Genomic DNA, 17,904 nt, shown 5'->3' with positions numbered 1-17,904 from the left:
GCTGGCCGGCCAGCCGGCCAGCCGGCCGTGCCGCTAACGCAGCAGCAGTTGGAGGCCGCCCACCACGGTCGCCGCGATCACGAGCCGCTCGAAGAGCCGCTGGTTGATGCGGGGCACGGCCCACTTGCCGAGCAGCGCGCCGGGGACGACGAACGCGACGAGCGCCGCGTCCAGCAGGAGCGATGCGCCGTCGATGAGTCCGAGGCTCGCGCTGAACGGCACCTTCGAGACGTTGACGATCAGGAAGAAGAACGCGGAGGTGCCGAGGAAGCCGAGTTTGCGGAAGCCGGCCGAGAGCAGGTACAGCGACATCACCGGACCGCCGGCGTTGGCGACCATGGTGGTGAAGCCGCCGAGGACGCCGTAGGAGCGGGCCTTGACGCGGCCGGCCCGGGTGACCACGGCGTCGGGTTCGTCGCCCGCCTCTGCCGTGCGGCGCCGCCACATCGTGACGCCCGCCATCAGCAGCAGGATCGCGCCGATCGAGGTGCGCACCATCGCGTCGTCGGCCCACACCAGGAACACGGTCCCGAAGACCACACCGGCCGCGACCGCGGGGAACAGCCGCCACAGCGTGGGCCAGTGGGCGTGCCGCCGGTAGGTGAGGACGGCGAGGACGTCGCCGGCGATCAGGATCGGCAGCAGGACGCCCGTGGAGGCGCGGGCCGGCAGGATCGCCGCGAAGATCGCGAGACTGACCGTGTTGGCCCCGCTGACGGCCGTCTTGGAGAAGCCGACGAGCAGGGCCGCGAGGGCCAGCGCCACGAACTCCCAGCCGGTGATGTGCCACAAGTTCATCGTGTTCATGCGGAGACCGATGCTACGGCCACCTACCGGACGGCCGGAAAGCCGTCTCGACTGGTGGCCGTTCCCGCCCGGCGGCCTCTCCCCCGGTGGCCCCTGCCGACGGGCCGGTACGTCTCGGCGCCTCTCCGCTCAGCGCCTCGGCACTCAACGCCTCTGCGCTCAGCGCTTCTCCGCTCAGCGCCTCTCGACCAGTACCGCGCTGCCCTGTCCGACGCCCACGCACATCGTGGCCAGCCCGCGCTCCGCTCCCGTGCGGCGCATGCGGTGCAGGAGGGTGGTGAGGATGCGGGCGCCCGAGCAGCCGAGCGGGTGGCCGAGGGCGATCGCCCCGCCGCTGGGGTTGACCAGGCCGGGGTCGATGCCGAGCTGGTCGACGCAGGCGAGCGCCTGGGCGGCGAACGCCTCGTTGAACTCGGCCTCCTGGACGTCGTCGACGCTCCAGCCGACCCGGGCCAGCGCCTTGCGGGTGGCGGGCACCGGTCCGATGCCCATCACGTCGGGGTGGACCCCGGCGGAGGCGCCGGCGACATAGCGGCCCAGGGACTCCAGGCCCAGCTCGTCGAGCGCCTCCTCGCTGACGAGGAGCAGTCCGGCGGCGCCGTCGTTCATGGGCGAGGCGTTGCCCGCGGTGACCGTGCCGCCCTCGCGGAAGACGGGCTTCAGCTTCGCGAGCTTCTCCGGCGAGGTGTCCTCGCGGATGCCCTCGTCGGCGTCGACGACCACGCCGTCCGGGCGCCGTACCGGCAGGAGTTCGTCGTCGAAGTGGCCGTCCTTGCGGGCCAGCGCCGCCAGCCGGTGGCTGCGCAGGGCGAACCCGTCCTGGCGTTCGCGCGTGATGCCGTACCGCACGGCGACCTCCTCGGCGGTCTCCCCCATGGCGAGCAGGCCGTGCAGGTCCTTCATGGCGGGGTTGACCAGGCGCCAGCCGAGCCGGGTGTCGACGGTCTCGACGCGGTGCGGGAGTGCCTCGTCGGGGCGGGCCAGGACGAAGGGGGCTCGGCTCATCGACTCGGAGCCGCCGGCCAGCACGATGTCGGCCTCGCCCGCCGCGATCGTGCGGGCCGCGGTCGTGACGGCCTCGAGCCCGGAGGCGCACAGCCGGTTCACGGTGGCGCCGGGCACGGTCTCGGGGAGGCCTGCCAGCAGGGCGGCCATCCGGGCGACGTTGCGGTTGTCCTCGCCCGCCTGGTTGGCGGCGCCCCAGTAGACGTCGTCGATACGGGCCGGGTCGAGCGCGGGCACCTCGGCGACCAGGCCGCGGATGACGGTCGCGGCGAGATCGTCGGGCCGGACGGAGGACAGGGCTCCGCGCAGTCTGCCGACGGGGGTGCGGCGAGCGGCCGCGAAGTGGACGGGACGCACGTCAGGACTCCTTTATTAGCAGTGCTAGTTTTTCGACTGTAGACCCCGCTCCGACCCCCTGGGAAGATCCCCGGAAGCCTTCACCGGCCTTCACCGACGCAGCTGGAGGAGCGATGAACGAACACGTCCTCACCGGGACCCGCGGCACGGTCGCCGTGCGCGAGTGGTCCCCGCCCCGGCCCCGCCGGCTCGCCCTCCTGGTGCACGGCTACGGCGAGCACGCCGGCCGCTACGGAGAACTCGCCGATGTGCTGACCGGACACGGCGCGGCCGTCTTCGCCCCGGACCACATGGGCCACGGAAGGTCGGCGGGCGAGCGCGTGGTGATCGAGGACTTCGAGGACGTGGTCACCGATGTGCACGCCGTGGCGCGGCTCGCCCGGGCCGCCCACCCCGACCTCCCCCTGGTCGTGATCGGGCACTCCATGGGCGGCCTCATCGCGGCCCGGTACGCCCAGCGGTACGGCGACACGCTCGCCGCGCTCGTGCTGTCCGGCCCGGTGATCGGAGGCTGGGAACTGCCCGGGCGGCTGCTGGCGCACGAGGAGATCCCCGACCTCCCCGTCTCGCCCGCCGCCCTCTCCCGCGACCCCGCGGTGGGCGCGGCCTACGCGGCGGACGAGCTGGTCTGGCACGGACCGATGAAGCGGCCGACGCTGGAGGCGTTCGCACGGACCCTGCGGACCGTGGCCGAGGACGGCGACATCGGCCCGCTGCCCCTGCTGTGGCTGCACGGGGACCAGGACCGGCTGGTCCCGCTGCCCGGCAGCCGGACCGGCGTCGAGCGGCTGAGCGGCGGCACGCCGACGGAGCGGATCTACCCGGGAGCCCGTCACGAGGTCTTCAACGAGACGAACCGCGCCGAGGTGTTCGCGGACGTGACGCGCTTCCTGGACGGTGTGCCCGCTCGCTGAGACGGAACGGAGATGCGGCTGTTTGCGGTGGTGTGACCGGGGCACCCGCGCCTTCATGGAGTGGTTGCGCAGTGCCGCCTGTGTGGGCGAGGACCCCGAGTTGTTCTTCCCCGTGGGCACGAGCGGACCCGCCCTGCGTGACGTCGCGGCGGCCAAGCGCGTCTGCGCCCGCTGCACGGTGTGTGCCGAGTGCCTGTCCTACGCGTTCGCGATCGGACGGACCTCGGGCGTGTGGGGCGGGACCGGCGAGGAGGAACGCGCGGAACTGCTCCGTATCGCCAGAAACGACGCGACGACAAGGAGCACCGCATGACTGTCGTGAAGAGCCCCCTGCCCGAACCGGCCCGCCAGGTCACCTTCGACGCGTTGCAGACCACCCTCGTGGATCTCCTGGGCCTCTCCCTGATCGGGAAGCAGGCGCACTGGAACATCGTGGGGCCCCGGTTCCGCTCGATCCACCTCCAGCTCGACGAGGTGGTCGCGACGGCCCGTTCGTACTCCGACACGGTCGCGGAGCGCGCGGCGGCGCTGGGTCTGCCGCCCGACGGCCGCCCGGAGACGATCGCCTCGGCGTTCACCCTGCCGTCCCCGAAGGACGGCTGGCTGCGCGACGAGGACGTCGTCCAGCTCATCGCGGACACCCTCGGGGCGGCCATCGGACGGCTGCGGGAGCGGATCACGGCGACCGAGGAAGCGGATCCGGTCACCCAGGACCTGCTGATCGGCATCACCGCCGAGCTGGAGAAGCAGCGGTGGATGTTCGAGGCGGAGAACTGGCCGCGCGAGCACTGACCGGAGCGGGGGCCCCGTCATGACCGACGCGTTCGGATCCGATGCGGACGACGATCGGCCACGATCCGCTCTGGCCCCGAGGCCCCGCGCGGGCCGCCCGCGCCGCAGCCGCAGCCCACGCCTCAGCCGTCTCAGCCGGTGAGCCGGGAGAGCGCCGCCGACACCAGCGTGCGCACTCCCGGCACCAGCACGGACAGGTCCGGCGCGAACAACGGGCTGTGGTTCCCCGGCACCCCCTCGAACTTCTCCCGCAGCTCCTCCCCCGGCGCCGCCTCCCACACGGCCGCCGGGGTCGAGGTCACGTACCAGTAGTCGTACGGCACGCCCGCCGGGGCGAGCAGGGAGAAGTCCTCGCTGCCCAGCGCCTGTCCGAAGTCGAACACCGTGTGCTCGCCGAAGAGTTCACGGTGCACGGCGGCGATCTCCCCGTCCAGGGCGGCGTCGTTGACGGTGTTCGGGCACCCTGGGCGGACCGTGACCTCGGGCGGGACCGGGCAGCCCGCGGCGGCGCACTCCCCCTCGACGACCCGCCGGACCGCGGCGAGGACCCGCTCCCGCACCCGGACGTCCTGGGTGCGCAGGTTCAGCGCGAGCCGGGCCTCGGCGGGGATGATGTTGGAACTCGTCCCGGCGTGGAAACTCCCCACGGTCAGCACCACCGACTCCCTCGCCGCGACCTCGCGCGCGACCACGGTCTGGAGCCTGGTCACGATGTACGCGGCCGTCACCACCGGATCGACGGTCGACTCGGGCCGTGAACCGTGCCCGCCCACACCGTGCACGACGACGTCGACGTCGTCCGAGGCCGACAGCGTCAGGCCGGGCGTGTGCGGGTAGAACCCGGCGAGCCCGGGCGCCGCGTGCTGGCCGAACAGCACGTCCGGGCGCGGGAAACGGGCGTGGATCCCGTCGGCGACCATCGCCGCCGCGCCGCCCCCGGCCTCCTCCGCGGGCTGCCCGACCACGACGAGCGTCCCGGACCAGGCCTCACGGGCGCCGGCGAGCGCCTCGGCGGCCGCCGCCAGCCAGGTGACGTGCAGATCGTGACCGCAGGCATGCATCAGCCCGTCGACGGTCGAGGCGTACGGCAGCCCGGTCGCCTCGCGCACGGGCAGCGCGTCCATGTCACCGCGCAGCCACACCACGGGCCCGTCGCCGTTCGCGAGCACCCCGACGACGCCGGTGCGGGCCACCCCCTCCGTCACCTCGTACCCGGCCGCGCGCAGCCGCAGGGCCAGCTTCGCGGCGGTGCGGTGTTCCTGGAAGGACAGCTCGGGGTGGCGGTGCAAATCCTGGTAGAAGTCCGCCAGGCCGCCGGGTTCGAGTCCCGAGGTGATCTCGCGGGTCAGGCGGGCGACAACTGCCGGTTCGGTCATAGGTCGCAGCCTAGGAGAGCGGTCCCGCCGTCCGCAGCCGACGAGCGCGATCGGCCGGGCTTCACCGTCCGGAGCACCAAAGAGCCGGAGCGCCGGAGGCAGAGATCCGTGGTCGGTGATCTGTGGTCCGTGGTCCGTCAGAGGTCCAGCAGACGCGCGACGGTGCGCAGGACCCCGTTGTCGTTGTTGGAGGGCGCGAGATGGCGGGCCCGGCGGACGACCTCCGGGTGGGCGTTGGCCATGGCGAACGACCAGTCGGCGGCGTCCAGCATCTCCAGGTCGTTGAGGTAGTCGCCGAACACCATGGTCTGCGCGGGCGTGATGCCCAGCTCCCGCTGGAGGGCGCGCAGCGCGGCGCCCTTGTTGGCGGTGCGGTTCATGACGTCGACCCAGTGCTCACCGGAGACGACGACCTGATGGGTGCGGGCGAAGGGCGCGAGCGCCGGTGCGGTGGTCCGCTCGGCGGACCCGAAGTCGAAGAGGGCGACCTTGATGATGTCGTCGTCGACGGCGGTGACGTCCTCGACGACCCGGTGCCGCACGTAGTACCGGCCGACCTCGGCAAGGAAGGCCTCGTCGGCCCGCTCGACGTAGGCGGACCGCTTCCCGCAGACGACGGCGCCGACGTCGACGCCGTCGGCCGTGAGCCCCCGTACGGCGTCCATCACCCGCGCGACCACGCCCGGCGCCAGCGGATCGGAGCTCAGCTCCTCCCCGTCGCGCACCACATAGGTGCCGTTCTCCGCTATGAACACCATGCCGTCGGCGACCTCGGCGAACTCCGCGGCCAGGGTGGCGTACTGGCGCCCGCTCGCCGGGGTGAAGAGCACCCCGCGCTCCCGCAGCCGCGCCAGCGTCTCCCACAGGCCCTCGGGCACCTTCTTGTCGTCGTCGAGCAGCGTTCCGTCCATGTCGGTGACGACCAGCCGGATGTCGACGGGACCCGCCGGGGACGCGGACGAGGTCGGGCTGGGGGCGTGCGAGTAGGGCATGGCCTGCTTCCTGTACGGGATCACCGGATTTTCACCCTACCGGGGACAACGGTGATCATCCGGCGGCACAATGGCGGGCAGAGGCCCGGGACGCGGGCAGGACGTGAGAGGGAGCGGTCGGGTGAGCGGGTCGGCACGGCTGGACACCAGCGTGGCGCACAACGCGCGGGTCTGGAACTACTGGATCGGCGGCAAGGACAACTACGAGGTCGACCAGCGGGTCGGCGAGCATGTCGCCGGGATGTTCCCGCTCATCCGGGAGATCGCGCGCGCGGACCGCTGGTTCCTGGGACAGGCGGTGCGGTTCCTCACCGAGGAGCGCGGGGTGCGGCAGTTCCTCGACATCGGCACCGGACTGCCGACGGCCGACAACACCCACGAGATCGCGCAGCGCATCGCGCCCGAGTCGCGGATCGTGTACGTCGACAACGACCCCATCGTGCTGGCGCACGCCCGTACGCTGCTGACCGGCACCGCCGCCGGCGTCACCGACTACATCGACGCCGATGTGCACGACCCGGCCCAGATCCTCGAACGCGCGGCGGGCACCCTGGACTTCACCCGCCCGGTCGCGGTGATGATGCTCGGCATCCTGAACTTCGTCCTGGACTTCGAGGCGGCCCGGGACATCGTCCGCAAGGTCATGGCCGACGTCCCCTCCGGCAGCTTCCTGGTCCTGACGCACCCCACCCACGACAGCGAGGTGGGCGGCGAGGGCCAGATCCCGGCGATGAAGTTCTGGAACGAGAACGCCACCCCGCCGATCACCGCACGCGGCGGCGAGGAGATCTCCGCGTTCTTCGAGGACCTGGAACTGCTGGAGCCGGGCCTGGTGTCCTGCTCGCGCTGGCGCGGCGAGGCCGACTCCCTCGCGGTGGTGCCGCAGTACGGCGCGGTGGCCGTGAAACCCTGACGGACGTACGGCACGCACCGGACGTACCGACCGTGGAGGACGTATGACCACCCTTGCCGATCCCGTACCCGGTGGGCGTCCCGGAGAGGTCGAACGGGCCCACGCGCTCGGCGGCGAGCTGTCGGCGAGAGGCGTGCACGGGATCGTCCTGGGCTACGTCGACACGGCGGGCATCGGCCGGGTGAAGACGATCCCCACGGCCGGGCTGGCCTCGGCGGCGGCCTGGGGCGTCGGGATGTCGCCGGTGTTCGACACGTTCCTGGCGAACGACCACATCGTGGCGACCGACGTGCTGGGCTCCCCGGACGGCGACCTGCGCCTCTACCCGGACCTCGACCGGCTCGTGGCCCTGGCCGGGCAGCCCGGCTGGGCCTGGGCGCCGGTCGACCGCGTCACCCAGGACGGCGAACGGCACCCCGGCTGCTCCCGCACCTTTCTGCGCCGCGTCGTCGCGGACGCGGCCCACGAGCACGGTCTCGTCTTCAAGGCGGGCATCGAGATCGAGTGGTCCGTCGGCCTGGACTCGGCGCCCGTGGGCGAGTTCGTGCCGGCGGCCACGGGACCGGCGTACGGGGCGACCCGGCAGATCGAGCTGAGCGAGTACACCGCCGAGCTGCTGGCCGCCTGCGCGGCGCAGGGCGTGGACGTCGAACAGATCCATCCCGAGTACGCGCCCGGCCAGTTCGAGATCTCCGTGGGCGCGCTCGACCCGGTGGCGGCGGCCGACCGCAGCGTCCTCGTCCGCCAGACGATCCGCGCGCTGGCCCGGCGCCACGGCCTGCGGGTGTCCTTCTCCCCCGCCGTCGTGGCGGAAGGGGTCGGCAACGGCGGGCACGTCCATCTCTCCGCCTGGCGGGACGGCTTGAACCTGCACACGGGCGGAGTGCGGCGGCACGGCATGACGGCCGACGCCGAGGCGTTCGCGGCCGGAGTGCTGGCCCGGCTCCCGGCCCTCACGGCGGTGACCGCGCCCAGCCCGGCGAGCCGTCTGCGCCTCAAGCCGTCCCAGTGGGCCGGGGTGTTCACCGCCTGGGGCCTGGAGACCCGCGAGTGCGCGCTGCGCCTGGTGCGCGGTACGGCGGGCCGGCGGGCGGAGCAGGCGAATCTGGAGATCAAGCCGGTCGACCTGGCCGCCAACCCGTACCTCGCCCTCGGCTGCCTGATCGCCGCCGGGCTGGCCGGGCTCGCGTCGGGCGCCGCGCTGCCCGAGGAGACGACCGGGGACCCGGCCCTGCTCGGCGCCGGGGAGGCCGCCGCCCGGGGTGTGCGCCGGCTGCCGACCTCGCTAGCCGGGGCCCTCGCCGAGTTCCGCGCGGACGAGGTGCTGCGGACCGCGCTCGGCCCGGTCCTCGCCGACGCGGTGAGCGCCGTACGGCAGGGCGAGATCGACGCCGTCGACGGGCTCGACGACGAGCGGGTGGCCGCGGCCTACCGCTGGAAGTACTGAGATGACCGCCGGACCGGTCCACGAGGCGCTCGCCGAGCTGGAGCTGGTGGACCACCACTGTCACGGCGTCGTCGTCGACCTCCTGGACCGGCCGGGCTTCGAGGAGCTGCTCACCGAGGGCGACCGGTGGCCCGGCTTCTCGGCCTTCGACACGCCCGCCGGGGTCGCCGTACGCCGCCACTGCGCGCCGCTGCTCGACCTGGAGCGGCACGCCCCGGCCGACGTCTACCTGGCCCGGCGCGCCGAACTGGGCCCACGGGAGGTGAACCGGCGCTTCCTCGCCGCCGCCCGGACCGGCGTGTTCTGCGTCGACACCGGGTTCGCCCCGCACCGCATCACCACGCCCGCCGAGCTGGCCGGGCTGGCCGGAGCCGGCGGACGGGCCCTCGCCCGCGAGGTCGTCCGGCTGGAGTCCGTCGCGGAGGCCGTGGCCGGCCGGGGTGTCGAGGCCGACGGGTACGCCGACGCGTTCCGGGCGGCCGCCCTGGACGCGGTACGGCGGCCGGGGGTGGTGGCGGTCAAGTCGGTGGCCGCCTACCGGACCGGCTTCGACCTCGACCCGGCCCGGCCCCCGGACGCCGACGTCACCCGGGCCGCGCGGCGCTGGCTGGTGGGCGGCGGACGGCTGGCGGACCCGGTCCTGGTCCGGCACCTGCTGTGGACGGCCGTCGACCTGGGTCTCCCCCTCCAGCTGCACACCGGCTTCGGCGACAACGACATCCGGCTGCACCGGGTGGACCCGAGCCGTCTCACGGACTGGCTGCACCTGACGGCGGGCACCATCCCGGTGCTGCTCCTGCACTGCTGGCCCTACCAGCGGCAGGCCGCCTATCTGGCCGCGGTGTTCGAGCAGGTCTACCTGGATGTGGGGCTCACCCTGCATCATGTGGGTCCGCCACGAGCGCGGACGGTCCTGGAGGAGGCGCTGGAGATCACACCGTTCCGCAAACTGCTGTACAGCTCGGACGCCTATGGTGTGGCGGAGTTCTACGGGCTCGGCGCGCTGGCGTTCCGCAGGGGACTGGGGGATCTGCTCCAGGACCGGGTGGACGCCGACGAACTGGGCCTGCCCGACGCGCTGCGCCTGGCACGCTGGGCCGGAGCCGACAACGCCCGCCGGGTCTACCGGCTTCCCGACGGACACTGAAAGTATGATCAAGCAATGTCTGACTTGACCGAAACCACGCCGGGTTGGCTGACCTCCGACGAGCTCGAGATGGCACGCGCCCGTATGCCGATCCTGTACGTCGAGGCCGTGCCCGTGCGCGTCGACGACAGCGGCGAAGTCACCAGCGTCGGCCTGCTGCTGCGGATGGGGCCGGACGGCAACGTCAACCGGACCCTGGTCTCCGGCCGGGTCCTGCACCACGAGCGCGTCCGCGACGCCCTGCTGCGCCACCTGGAGAAGGACCTCGGCCCGGTGGCACTGCCCCGGGTACCGACCTCGCTCCAGCCGTTCACGGTGGCGGAGTACTTCCCCACGCAGGGCGTCACCCCGTACCACGACCCCCGTCAGCACGCGGTGTCGCTGGCCTACATCGTGCCGGTGACCGGCGACTGCCGTCCCCGCCAGGACGCGCTGGACCTGGTGTGGTTCAGCCCGCAGGAGGCCGCGTCGCTCGCGGTGCAGAGCGAGATGCCGGGCGGGCACGGGTTCCTGCTGCGGCAGGCCCTGGCCCACGTCGGCCTCTCGGCCTCCTGAGCGTGATACCCGCGCCGACCGGCCGTCGCGCCCTGGTCGGCGCCGCCCGCAGCCGTCCCTGCACACTCGTGGTGTGCAGGGGCTGCTGCTGCGGCGACGCCGGCAAACACCCCGGCTACGACCACGACTGGCAGCTGGAGCGGCTGCGGGCGGCCGCCGCCGACTCCGCCGGCGCCTTCGAGGTCCGTACGACGGACTGCCTCGGCCCCTGCGACCAGGCCAACGTGATCGTGGTCCAGCCCTCGGCCGACGGACGCCGGGCCGGCGGCCGGGCCACCTGGGTCGGCTTCGCCATGGACGACGACTGCACCGACGAGATCCTGACCTGGGCGACGGCCGGCGGCCCGGGAATCGCGGCACCACCGGCCACCCTGGAACTCCAGTTCATCAGCCCACAACGCGCAAAGCGCGTACGCAGCCGCAGCCGCAGCCGCAGATAACTCCCGCACACCCCAACCACCCTTGCATGCACGGCGGTTGCGCGGGCGCGCTGGGCGGCGGCACCCTGGCGGACGCGACCGCCCTGGCGGCCGGCTGCGTCACCCTCGTCCTGGTCTATCTCGGTCTCGCGAAGCTGACGAAGGTCGACGAGTTGCGGGGGCTGCCGGGGCTGCGGTGACCGCGGGGCCGCCCGCCTCGGCGAGCAGGCCGGCCAGGGTGGCGCGGGCGCGGGCCACCCGCGAGCGGACGGTGCCGACCGGGCAGTCGCTCACCTCGGCCGCCTCCGCGTAGGGCAGCCCCAGCAGCTGGGTCAGCACGAACGCCTCCCGCCGGTCCTCCGGCAGCGCGGCCAGCAGGTCCAGCAGGACGACACCGTCGTCGAAGCCGGGCAGGCCGCGCGGCTGGGCCAGTTCGACGGCCGTCTGCCAGTCGGCCAGGTCCGACAGGCGCGGCCGGACGGCGGCGGACCGGAAGCTGTCCATCACCGCCCGGCGCGCGATGGACAGCAGCCACGCCCGCGCCGAGGAACGTCCCTCGAACCGGTGCAGTCCGCTCAGCGCCCGCAGGAACGTGTCCTGGGCTAGATCGTCCGCCGCCTGCGGGTCGGCGCTCAGATGGGCCACGTACCGGACCACGTCGTGGTGCAGGGCGCGCACGAAGCCCTCGACGGCCGCCGCGTCACCGCCCCGCGCTGCGAGCGCCAGCGCGGTGGTCGACTCGTCGGCCGGTGCCGCCTTGCCGGTCCGCTTCGCGCGTCCCGATCCGTGCGGTGTCCGGTGCCTCTCGGCCTTGGCGGTGTCGTGGGGTCTGCGGTGCTTGCCGGCCTTGCCGTGCCCTGCGGTCATGGCGCCTCATCCTGGCAGCGGGCCCGCGGGGCGTCACTCGGGGTTGGGCGAATCCACAGGTAGTCCGGACGACTCACAGCAGAGACAGCAGAGACGGCAGAGACGGCACGGACGGCGCCGACAGCACCCGGCAGTACCAGCAGCGGGGGCTCGTCATCGGACGCCCCGGTGTCTCGCTGTGGGGGAAACGACGAAGGCCGCTTCCACGTTCTCGTGGAAACGACCTTCCGACCTGCGATGAAGCTGGTCGGGACGACAGGATTTGAACCTGCGACCCCTTGACCCCCAGTCAAGTGCGCTACCAAGCTGCGCCACGTCCCGTTGCCCGTCTGACCTGGGCTTTCCCCTGGCCGAACACGCATGGAAACCATACCGCACTCGGGTCGATGGTCGCGCACCCGTTTCCCGCGCCCCGGCCGCCGGGCACCGTCAGTCCCTCGAGGTCGCCCCCAGTTCCGGGTACGCGTCCAGCAGCCGCGTCGGGGCCGCCTGGCGCCACGAGTCGGCGAGGATGTCCCGCAGCTCGTCCTCGTCCTCCAGGGCGGCGAGGCGGGCCCGCACCCAGGCGAACTGGGCCTCGTGGCCGGCGATCCAGAACTTCCCGGGCTCGGCGAGCACCAGTTCGTCGCGCTCCTCCTTGGGGCAGCGCACGGCGAGGGAGGTCTCCTCCTCGGGCAGGGTGGCGAACATCTTCCCCGCGACCCGGAAGGTGGGCATGTTCCAGGAGATCTTCTCCGTGGTGTCCGGCAGGGACAGGGCGATACGGCGTACGTCTTCGGCGTCCGGCATGCTCCGCACCGTAGCCGCTGCCACTGACAGTCACCCCACGGCGACCTGCTTGTAGTACAGGGTGGTCGGGCGCAGGAGCCCGGCCGGGCTCGCCGCGTAGTCCGGGATCACCCCGGCCCTGGTCCACCCGGCGGTGCGGTAGAGGTGTTCGGCGGGGCTGTCGGTCTCGGTGTCCAGGTGCAGCAGGGTGACACCGGCCGCGACGGCGCTCTCCTCCGCGGCGGTCAGGAGAGTGCGGCCGAGCCCCTTCCCGCGGGCGTCCCGGTGGACGATCAGTTTGACGAGCTCGGCGCGGTGGCGGCTGTTGGGTTTGTCGGGGAAGGCCAGGCCGACGGTGCCGACGACGCTGTCCCCGTCCTGCGCCGTCCAGACCGCGAGCCGCCCGGCGGCCACGCCCTCCGCACGTTCCTCCCACCAGGCTTCGGCCGCCGCCCGGTCGAGCGGGGCGAGGAAGCCGAGCGAGGCGCCGTCGTGCACCGCGTCGATGAGCAGGTCGGCCAACTCGGCCGTGCGGGCGCGCAGTCGGGGGGCGTCGAGCCGGGTCACGGTCATGGCAGCACCACCGCGAGCACGTACCGCACGTCCGCGTCGCCCGCGCACCGGAACCGGGTCGGGCCCCACACCCGCAGGCGCAGGCAGTCCCCGGCGCCGAGCCGGTGCCCGGTGTCCTCGGCCGTCACCTCGAGAGCGCCCTCCAGCACCCAGATGTGCTGTTCCAGGCCCGCCACGGGCGGCCGGTCGTAGGCGATGTCGGCGCCCACGGCGAGCCGGCCCTCGACCAGTTCGCCGCGCAGCGCGGGGTGCGGCGGCGACACGGAGCGACGGACGAAGCCGGAGGCCCGGTCCTCCCACACCGGCTGCTCGTCGGCGCGCACCAGCGGCGCGGGCTCCGCCTCCACCTCGCTGAGCAGCCGGGACATGGTCCGCCCGTAGACGTGGCAGAGACGGTTGAGCAGCGCGGCGGTCGGACTGATCTCCGCCCGCTCGGCCCGCGAGAGGGTGGACCGGCTCACCCCGCAGCGGTCCGCCAACTCCCCCAGGGACCAGCCGCGTTCGGCCCGCAACTCGGCCAGCCGTCCGGCGATCCGCACATCGACGGGGTCCGGCGACCCGACCGTCTCCGTCCCGCCTGTCTCGTGTCTCATATCCGGGAATCTATCCCGTATATGAGACGGCGCTGTTACGGAAGGCTCACACCGGGGCGACCTCGCCGAGCGCCTCCAGCACCGGCCGGATCAGCGGATGGCCCTCCGCTCCCCGGCGGACGGCCGCGAAGACCCTCCGGGTCGGCGCCACCCCGTCGACCGGCCGTACGACCACGCCCGTGAGGTCCATGCCGCGCAGCGCCGAACGCGGGACGAGCGCCACCCCCGCGTCCGCCGAGGCCAGGGCGACGACCGCGCGGAAGTCGTCCGAGGAGTGCTCCAGACGGGGCTGGAAGCCGGCGGTCTCGCAGGCCAGGACGACCACGTCATGGCAGGGGTTGCCCGGGTAGGGACCGATCCACGGGTCCTTGGCCAGTTCGGCGAGCGGCACCTCGGGGGCGTCGGCGAGACGGTGACTGACCGGGACGACCGCGTCGAAGGGCTCGGCGTAGAGCGGGACGTGCGCGAGCCTCGGGTCGTCGGCGGCCGGGGCCCCGCGGTACTCGACGGCCACCGCGACATCGACCTGCCGGTCGAGCACCATCGGCAGGCTGGCGTCGCCCTCGGCGTCCTGGACGCGGATCCGGATCCCCGGGGCGGTACCGGCCAGCCGGGCCACCGCGGGCGCCACGACCAGGGCGATTCCTGTCGCGAAGGCGGCGACGGTGACCGTGCCGGCCGCGCCGGAGCTGTAGGCGGCCAGTTCCGCCTCGGCCCGCTCCAGCTGGGCGAGGACGGCGTTGGTGTGGGCGAGCAGGATCTCGCCGGCCGGCGTGAGCCGTACGCCCTTGGCGCCGCGCTCGACCAGCCGGTGGCCGGTCTCCTGCTCCAGGGCCGTCAGCTGCTGGGAGACGGCGGACGGGGTGAGGTACAGCGCGGCGGCAGCCGCGGTCACCGTGCGGTGGTCGGCCACCGCACGGAGGATGTGGAGCCGCCGCGCTTCGATCATGGATCGATTATCGCAATATGTCCGAGCCCTTCGGACCGCCTCCGGCCCTGACCGCCTCCGGCCCGGACCTCCAGCCGGCCCGGACCTCCAGCCGGCCCGGACCTCCAGCCGAGCCGGACCTCCAGCCAAGGGGGCTTCCTGCCCCACACGACCGCTTCAGGCGCCCGGACTGCTCCGGGCGCCGGACCGCTTCCGGCCCCGACCGGCTCCGGCTCAGGCGGCTTCCGGCCCCGACCGGCTCCGGCTCAGGCGGCTTCCGGCCCCGACCGGCTCCGGCTCAGGCGGCTTCCGGCTCAGGCGGCTTCCGGCTCAGGCGGCTTCCAGCTCGGCCCGCGCCGCGATGAAGGCGTCGACCGCGCGGTTGACGTCGTCCGTGGAGTGCGCGGCGGACAGCTGGACCCGGATGCGGGCCCGGTCCTGCGGGACGACCGGGTAGGAGAAGCCGATCACGTACACACCGCGCTCCAGCAGCAGTTCGGCCAGCCGGGCCGCCTTCGCCGCGTCGCCGATCATCACGGGCGCGATGGCGTGGTCGCCGGGCAGGATGTCGAAGCCCTCGTCCGTCATCCGGCGGCGGAACAGCGCGGTGTTCTCGGCGAGCCGCACCCGCAGGTCGTCGGCCGCCTCCAGCAGGTCGAGGACCTTCAGCGAGGCGGCGGCGATGACCGGGGCGAGGGTGTTGGAGAAGAGGTACGGGCGGGAGCGCTGGCGGAGCAGGGCGACGATCTCCGCCCGGGCGGCCACATAGCCGCCCGACGCGCCGCCCAGCGCCTTGCCCAGGGTGCCGGTGATGATGTCGACCCGGTCCATCACCCCGTGCAGCTCGGGCGTGCCGCGGCCGCCGGGGCCGACGAAGCCGACCGCGTGCGAGTCGTCGACCATGACCATGGCGTCGTAGCGCTCGGCGAGGTCGCAGATCTCGGCGAGGGGTGCCACATAGCCGTCCATGGAGAAGACGCCGTCGGTCACGACCAGTCGGCGCCGCGCGTCGGACGCGTCCTTCAACTGCCTTTCCAGGTCCGCCAGATCACGGTTGGCGTAGCGGAACCGGCGGGCCTTGGACAGCCGGATGCCGTCGATGATCGAGGCGTGGTTGAGAGCGTCGGAGATCACCGCGTCCTCGGGGCCGAGAAGCGTCTCGAAGACACCGCCGTTCGCGTCGAAGCAGGAGGAGTACAGGATCGTGTCCTCCTGGCCGAGGAAGGCCGAGAGCCGGGCCTCCAGCTCCTTGTGCACCTCCTGCGTCCCGCAGATGAAGCGGACCGAGGCCATGCCGTAGCCCCAGCGGTCGAGGGCCTCGTGGGCGGCGGCGACGACCTCGGGATGGTCGGCGAGGCCGAGGTAGTTGTTGGCGCAGAAGTTCAGGACCTCGCCGGGCCGGCCGCCCGAGGTCACGGCGACCGTCGCCGACTGCGGGCTGCCGATGACCCGCTCGGGCTTGTGCAGACCGGCGGCACGGATCTCGTCGAGGGTGGCGCGCAGATCGTCGCGCACGGAGTCGAACATGGAAGAAGCTCCTAAGGAATACGGACGGCTTACGCGGTCCAGTCGAGGATGACCTTGCCGCCGCGGCCGCTCTCCGCGTCGGCGAAGGCCGCCTCGAAGTCGCGGAAGCCGTACCGGCCGGTGATCACGGGGGCGAGGTCGAGGCCGCCCTCCAGCAGCACCGACATCGCGTACCAGGTCTCGAACATCTCGCGGCCGTAGATGCCCTTGATCGTGATCATCGAGGTGACGATCCGGGCCCAGTCGACGGGGAACTCCTCGGCGGGCAGCCCCAGCATCGCGATCCGGCCGCCGTGCGTCATGTTGGCGATCATGTCGCGCAGCGCCGCGGGCCGGCCGGACATCTCCAGGCCGATGTCGAAGCCCTCGCGCAGCCCCAGCTCACGCTGCCCGTCGGCGATCGACGCCTGCGACACGTTCAGCGCGAGGCTCGCACCGATCTTGCGGGCCAGCTCCAGCCGCTCCTCGCTGACGTCGGTGACGACGACGTTGCGGGCGCCCGCGTGCCGGGCGACGGCGGCGGCCATCAGTCCGATCGGTCCGGCGCCGGTGATCAGGACGTCCTCGCCGACGAGCGGGAAGGACAGCGCGGTGTGCACGGCGTTGCCGAACGGGTCGAAGATCGCCGCCACGTCGAGGTCCACCGGCACCCGGTGCACCCACACGTTGGACGCGGGCAGGGCGACGTACTCGGCGAAGGCGCCGTCGCGGCCGACGCCGAGCCCGACGGTGGCCCGGCACAGATGGCGGCGCCCGGCGAGACAGTTGCGGCACTTGCCGCAGACGAGGTGCCCCTCGCCGCTGACCCGGTCCCCCACCTGGATGTCGGCGACGTCACGGCCGGTGCCGACGACCTCGCCGACGAACTCGTGCCCGAGCACGAGCGGGGTGCGGATCGTCTGCCGCGCCCAGCCGTCCCAGGACCGGATGTGCAGATCGGTGCCGCAGATCCCGGTGCGCAGCACCCTGATCAGCACGTCGCCGGGCCCGACCGCCGGCTCGGGGACGTCCGCGAGCCACAGTCCGGGCTCCGCCTTCTCCTTGACCAGCGCCTTCACGCTACGGCTCCTGTGATGAGGCCCGGGCACGGGCAGCCCGAAGGGCCCCGCATCCGGGAAGACATGTGGATTCGCCCAGCAATCTGCCGCACTTCACCCGGCCCGGTCCATCGAGCTTTTCTTAAGCGCCGCCACAGCTCCGCTTCACACGGGTGGCCCCGCCCGCCCGGACCGGCTTCCCGCACACCACGGTGGGGCGTGCCACCCTGGACCGCAACCCTCGCAAGGCCGGCCGACTGACGTGGAGTCTTCGATGACCACAGCACGGGACCTGATGCTCGTCGCGATGGACGTGGCGCCCGTACGCCCCGTCGCGCAGGGCGAACTGTCGCTCGCCCTCGCGGGCGCCGAGGTGATCGATCTCGTCGGGACCGGAGCGGTCTCCCTCGACGGCGATCTCCTCGTGCCCGGCCCGGCGCCGGCACCGGACGACCGCCTTCTCGCCGAAGCCGCGGCGTCACTCGTGCGGGCGACGCCGTACGAGTCGGTCGAGGACTGGCTGTGGCGCCGCGGCAGCGGCCTGGCCGCCGCCTATTCCGCCCGTCTCGAGGCGGACGGGCTGGTCGGCCGGCCACGCCACGGCCGGCTCCCCTTCCGGTCCGCGGGGACGGAGCCGCTCGACTCACCGGCCCGTCGCCACGCCACCGGGCGCTGGGAGGCGGACGAGCCGGTCCTCGCCGCGCTGGCCGCCGCCGTGGGTCTGCGCGAGGAGCCCGCCGAGGGCTTCCCGGACCTCCCCGGCGACACGGTCGTGACGGTCCTGGCGGCGGTCGGCGACGCGACGGCGGAACTCGAGGCCGTACGGCAGCGGCGGTCCATCGAGGACGCGGCCTTCGACAACATCTGGCGGGCCCCCTGACCGGCCG

20 protein-coding genes and 1 tRNA gene are annotated in these 17,904 nt (G+C 73.2%); 9 read left to right on the top strand and 12 right to left on the bottom strand.

What is annotated here, in order from left to right:
- Positions 1 to 33 precede the first annotated feature (33 nt).
- The gene (locus ABT070_RS16530; protein WP_351760546.1) at positions 34 to 807 is read right to left on the bottom strand and encodes a sulfite exporter TauE/SafE family protein; all 774 of its coding nucleotides are present in this window, start codon (positions 805 to 807) and stop codon (positions 34 to 36) included.
- A gap of 174 nt (positions 808 to 981) precedes the next feature.
- The gene (locus ABT070_RS16525) at positions 982 to 2,169 is read right to left on the bottom strand and encodes a thiolase family protein (protein ID WP_351760543.1); all 1,188 of its coding nucleotides are present in this window, start codon (positions 2,167 to 2,169) and stop codon (positions 982 to 984) included.
- 113 nt (positions 2,170 to 2,282) lie between these two features.
- Between ABT070_RS16525 and ABT070_RS16520 the strand changes: the two genes are divergently transcribed.
- The 3 genes from ABT070_RS16520 to ABT070_RS16510 are packed head-to-tail and all read left to right on the top strand — an operon-like array spanning position 2,283 to position 3,875.
- Complete coding sequence (locus ABT070_RS16520) at positions 2,283 to 3,083, top strand: alpha/beta hydrolase (protein WP_351760540.1); 801 nt, start codon at positions 2,283 to 2,285, stop codon at positions 3,081 to 3,083.
- 55 nt (positions 3,084 to 3,138) lie between these two features.
- Entirely contained in the window at positions 3,139 to 3,396 is a 258-nt protein-coding gene (locus ABT070_RS16515) for a WhiB family transcriptional regulator (protein WP_351760537.1), read from the top strand.
- Positions 3,393 to 3,875: a Dps family protein gene (locus tag ABT070_RS16510; RefSeq protein WP_351760535.1), complete on the top strand. Its 483-nt coding sequence runs from the start codon at positions 3,393 to 3,395 to the stop codon at positions 3,873 to 3,875. The genes ABT070_RS16515 and ABT070_RS16510 overlap by 4 nt, the downstream gene beginning before the upstream one ends.
- 131 nt (positions 3,876 to 4,006) lie before the next feature.
- Here ABT070_RS16510 and ABT070_RS16505 read toward each other — a convergent pair whose 3' ends face one another.
- Both ABT070_RS16505 and ABT070_RS16500 read right to left on the bottom strand, forming a co-directional pair.
- Complete coding sequence (locus ABT070_RS16505; RefSeq protein WP_351760532.1) at positions 4,007 to 5,251, bottom strand: amidohydrolase; 1,245 nt, start codon at positions 5,249 to 5,251, stop codon at positions 4,007 to 4,009.
- 137 nt (positions 5,252 to 5,388) lie between these two features.
- On the bottom strand, positions 5,389 to 6,243 hold the full coding sequence (locus ABT070_RS16500; RefSeq protein WP_351760529.1) for a Cof-type HAD-IIB family hydrolase: 855 nt from the start codon (positions 6,241 to 6,243) through the stop codon (positions 5,389 to 5,391).
- A gap of 70 nt (positions 6,244 to 6,313) precedes the next feature.
- Here ABT070_RS16500 and ABT070_RS16495 point away from each other — a divergent pair, with 70 nt between their 5' ends.
- The 5 genes from ABT070_RS16495 to ABT070_RS16475 are packed head-to-tail and all read left to right on the top strand — an operon-like array spanning position 6,314 to position 10,745.
- Positions 6,314 to 7,156: an SAM-dependent methyltransferase gene (locus ABT070_RS16495; protein WP_451099509.1), complete on the top strand. Its 843-nt coding sequence runs from the start codon at positions 6,314 to 6,316 to the stop codon at positions 7,154 to 7,156.
- Between the two features lie 43 nt (positions 7,157 to 7,199).
- The gene (locus ABT070_RS16490; protein WP_351760524.1) at positions 7,200 to 8,603 is read left to right on the top strand and encodes a type I glutamate--ammonia ligase; all 1,404 of its coding nucleotides are present in this window, start codon (positions 7,200 to 7,202) and stop codon (positions 8,601 to 8,603) included.
- Between the two features lies 1 nt (position 8,604).
- Positions 8,605 to 9,750, top strand: a complete 1,146-nt coding sequence (locus ABT070_RS16485; RefSeq protein ID WP_351760522.1) for an amidohydrolase family protein — start codon at positions 8,605 to 8,607, stop codon at positions 9,748 to 9,750.
- Positions 9,751 to 9,765: 15 nt separating this feature from the next.
- A complete protein-coding gene (locus ABT070_RS16480) occupies positions 9,766 to 10,305 on the top strand; it encodes an NUDIX hydrolase family protein (protein WP_351760519.1) in 540 nt (179 codons plus the stop codon).
- A 5-nt stretch (positions 10,306 to 10,310) separates the two neighbouring features.
- A complete protein-coding gene (locus ABT070_RS16475) occupies positions 10,311 to 10,745 on the top strand; it encodes a (2Fe-2S) ferredoxin domain-containing protein (protein WP_451099642.1) in 435 nt (144 codons plus the stop codon).
- A gap of 99 nt (positions 10,746 to 10,844) precedes the next feature.
- On the opposite strand, the gene ABT070_RS16470 is transcribed toward ABT070_RS16475, so the two are convergent.
- The 8 genes from ABT070_RS16470 to tdh form a co-directional block, all read right to left on the bottom strand.
- Complete coding sequence (locus ABT070_RS16470; RefSeq protein ID WP_351760514.1) at positions 10,845 to 11,591, bottom strand: sigma-70 family RNA polymerase sigma factor; 747 nt, start codon at positions 11,589 to 11,591, stop codon at positions 10,845 to 10,847.
- A 244-nt stretch (positions 11,592 to 11,835) separates the two neighbouring features.
- A tRNA-Pro gene (locus ABT070_RS16465) sits at positions 11,836 to 11,912 on the bottom strand.
- Positions 11,913 to 12,020: 108 nt separating this feature from the next.
- The gene (locus tag ABT070_RS16460) at positions 12,021 to 12,380 is read right to left on the bottom strand and encodes an MmcQ/YjbR family DNA-binding protein (protein WP_351760512.1); all 360 of its coding nucleotides are present in this window, start codon (positions 12,378 to 12,380) and stop codon (positions 12,021 to 12,023) included.
- 30 nt (positions 12,381 to 12,410) lie between these two features.
- Positions 12,411 to 12,932, bottom strand: a complete 522-nt coding sequence (locus ABT070_RS16455; protein ID WP_351760509.1) for a GNAT family N-acetyltransferase — start codon at positions 12,930 to 12,932, stop codon at positions 12,411 to 12,413.
- Positions 12,929 to 13,525, bottom strand: coding sequence for a helix-turn-helix domain-containing protein (locus ABT070_RS16450; protein ID WP_351760507.1), 597 nt, complete (start codon positions 13,523 to 13,525; stop codon positions 12,929 to 12,931). Before ABT070_RS16450 ends, ABT070_RS16455 begins: the two co-directional genes overlap by 4 nt.
- Before the next feature lie 46 nt (positions 13,526 to 13,571).
- Positions 13,572 to 14,474, bottom strand: a complete 903-nt coding sequence (locus ABT070_RS16445; protein ID WP_351760504.1) for a LysR family transcriptional regulator — start codon at positions 14,472 to 14,474, stop codon at positions 13,572 to 13,574.
- Between the two features lie 309 nt (positions 14,475 to 14,783).
- Positions 14,784 to 15,980: a glycine C-acetyltransferase gene (locus ABT070_RS16440; RefSeq protein WP_351760502.1), complete on the bottom strand. Its 1,197-nt coding sequence runs from the start codon at positions 15,978 to 15,980 to the stop codon at positions 14,784 to 14,786.
- A gap of 29 nt (positions 15,981 to 16,009) precedes the next feature.
- Entirely contained in the window at positions 16,010 to 17,038 is a 1,029-nt protein-coding gene (gene tdh / locus ABT070_RS16435) for an L-threonine 3-dehydrogenase (protein WP_351760500.1), read from the bottom strand.
- A gap of 253 nt (positions 17,039 to 17,291) precedes the next feature.
- On the opposite strand from tdh, the gene ABT070_RS16430 reads away from it, so the two are divergent.
- Complete coding sequence (locus ABT070_RS16430; protein ID WP_351760497.1) at positions 17,292 to 17,897, top strand: GOLPH3/VPS74 family protein; 606 nt, start codon at positions 17,292 to 17,294, stop codon at positions 17,895 to 17,897.
- Positions 17,898 to 17,904 lie beyond the last annotated feature (7 nt).

The sequence above is a fragment of the Streptomyces sp. NPDC002884 genome (assembly GCF_040295245.1).
Taxonomy (GTDB): domain Bacteria; phylum Actinomycetota; class Actinomycetes; order Streptomycetales; family Streptomycetaceae; genus Streptomyces.
This window is presented reverse-complemented; position numbering and strand designations above follow the sequence as displayed.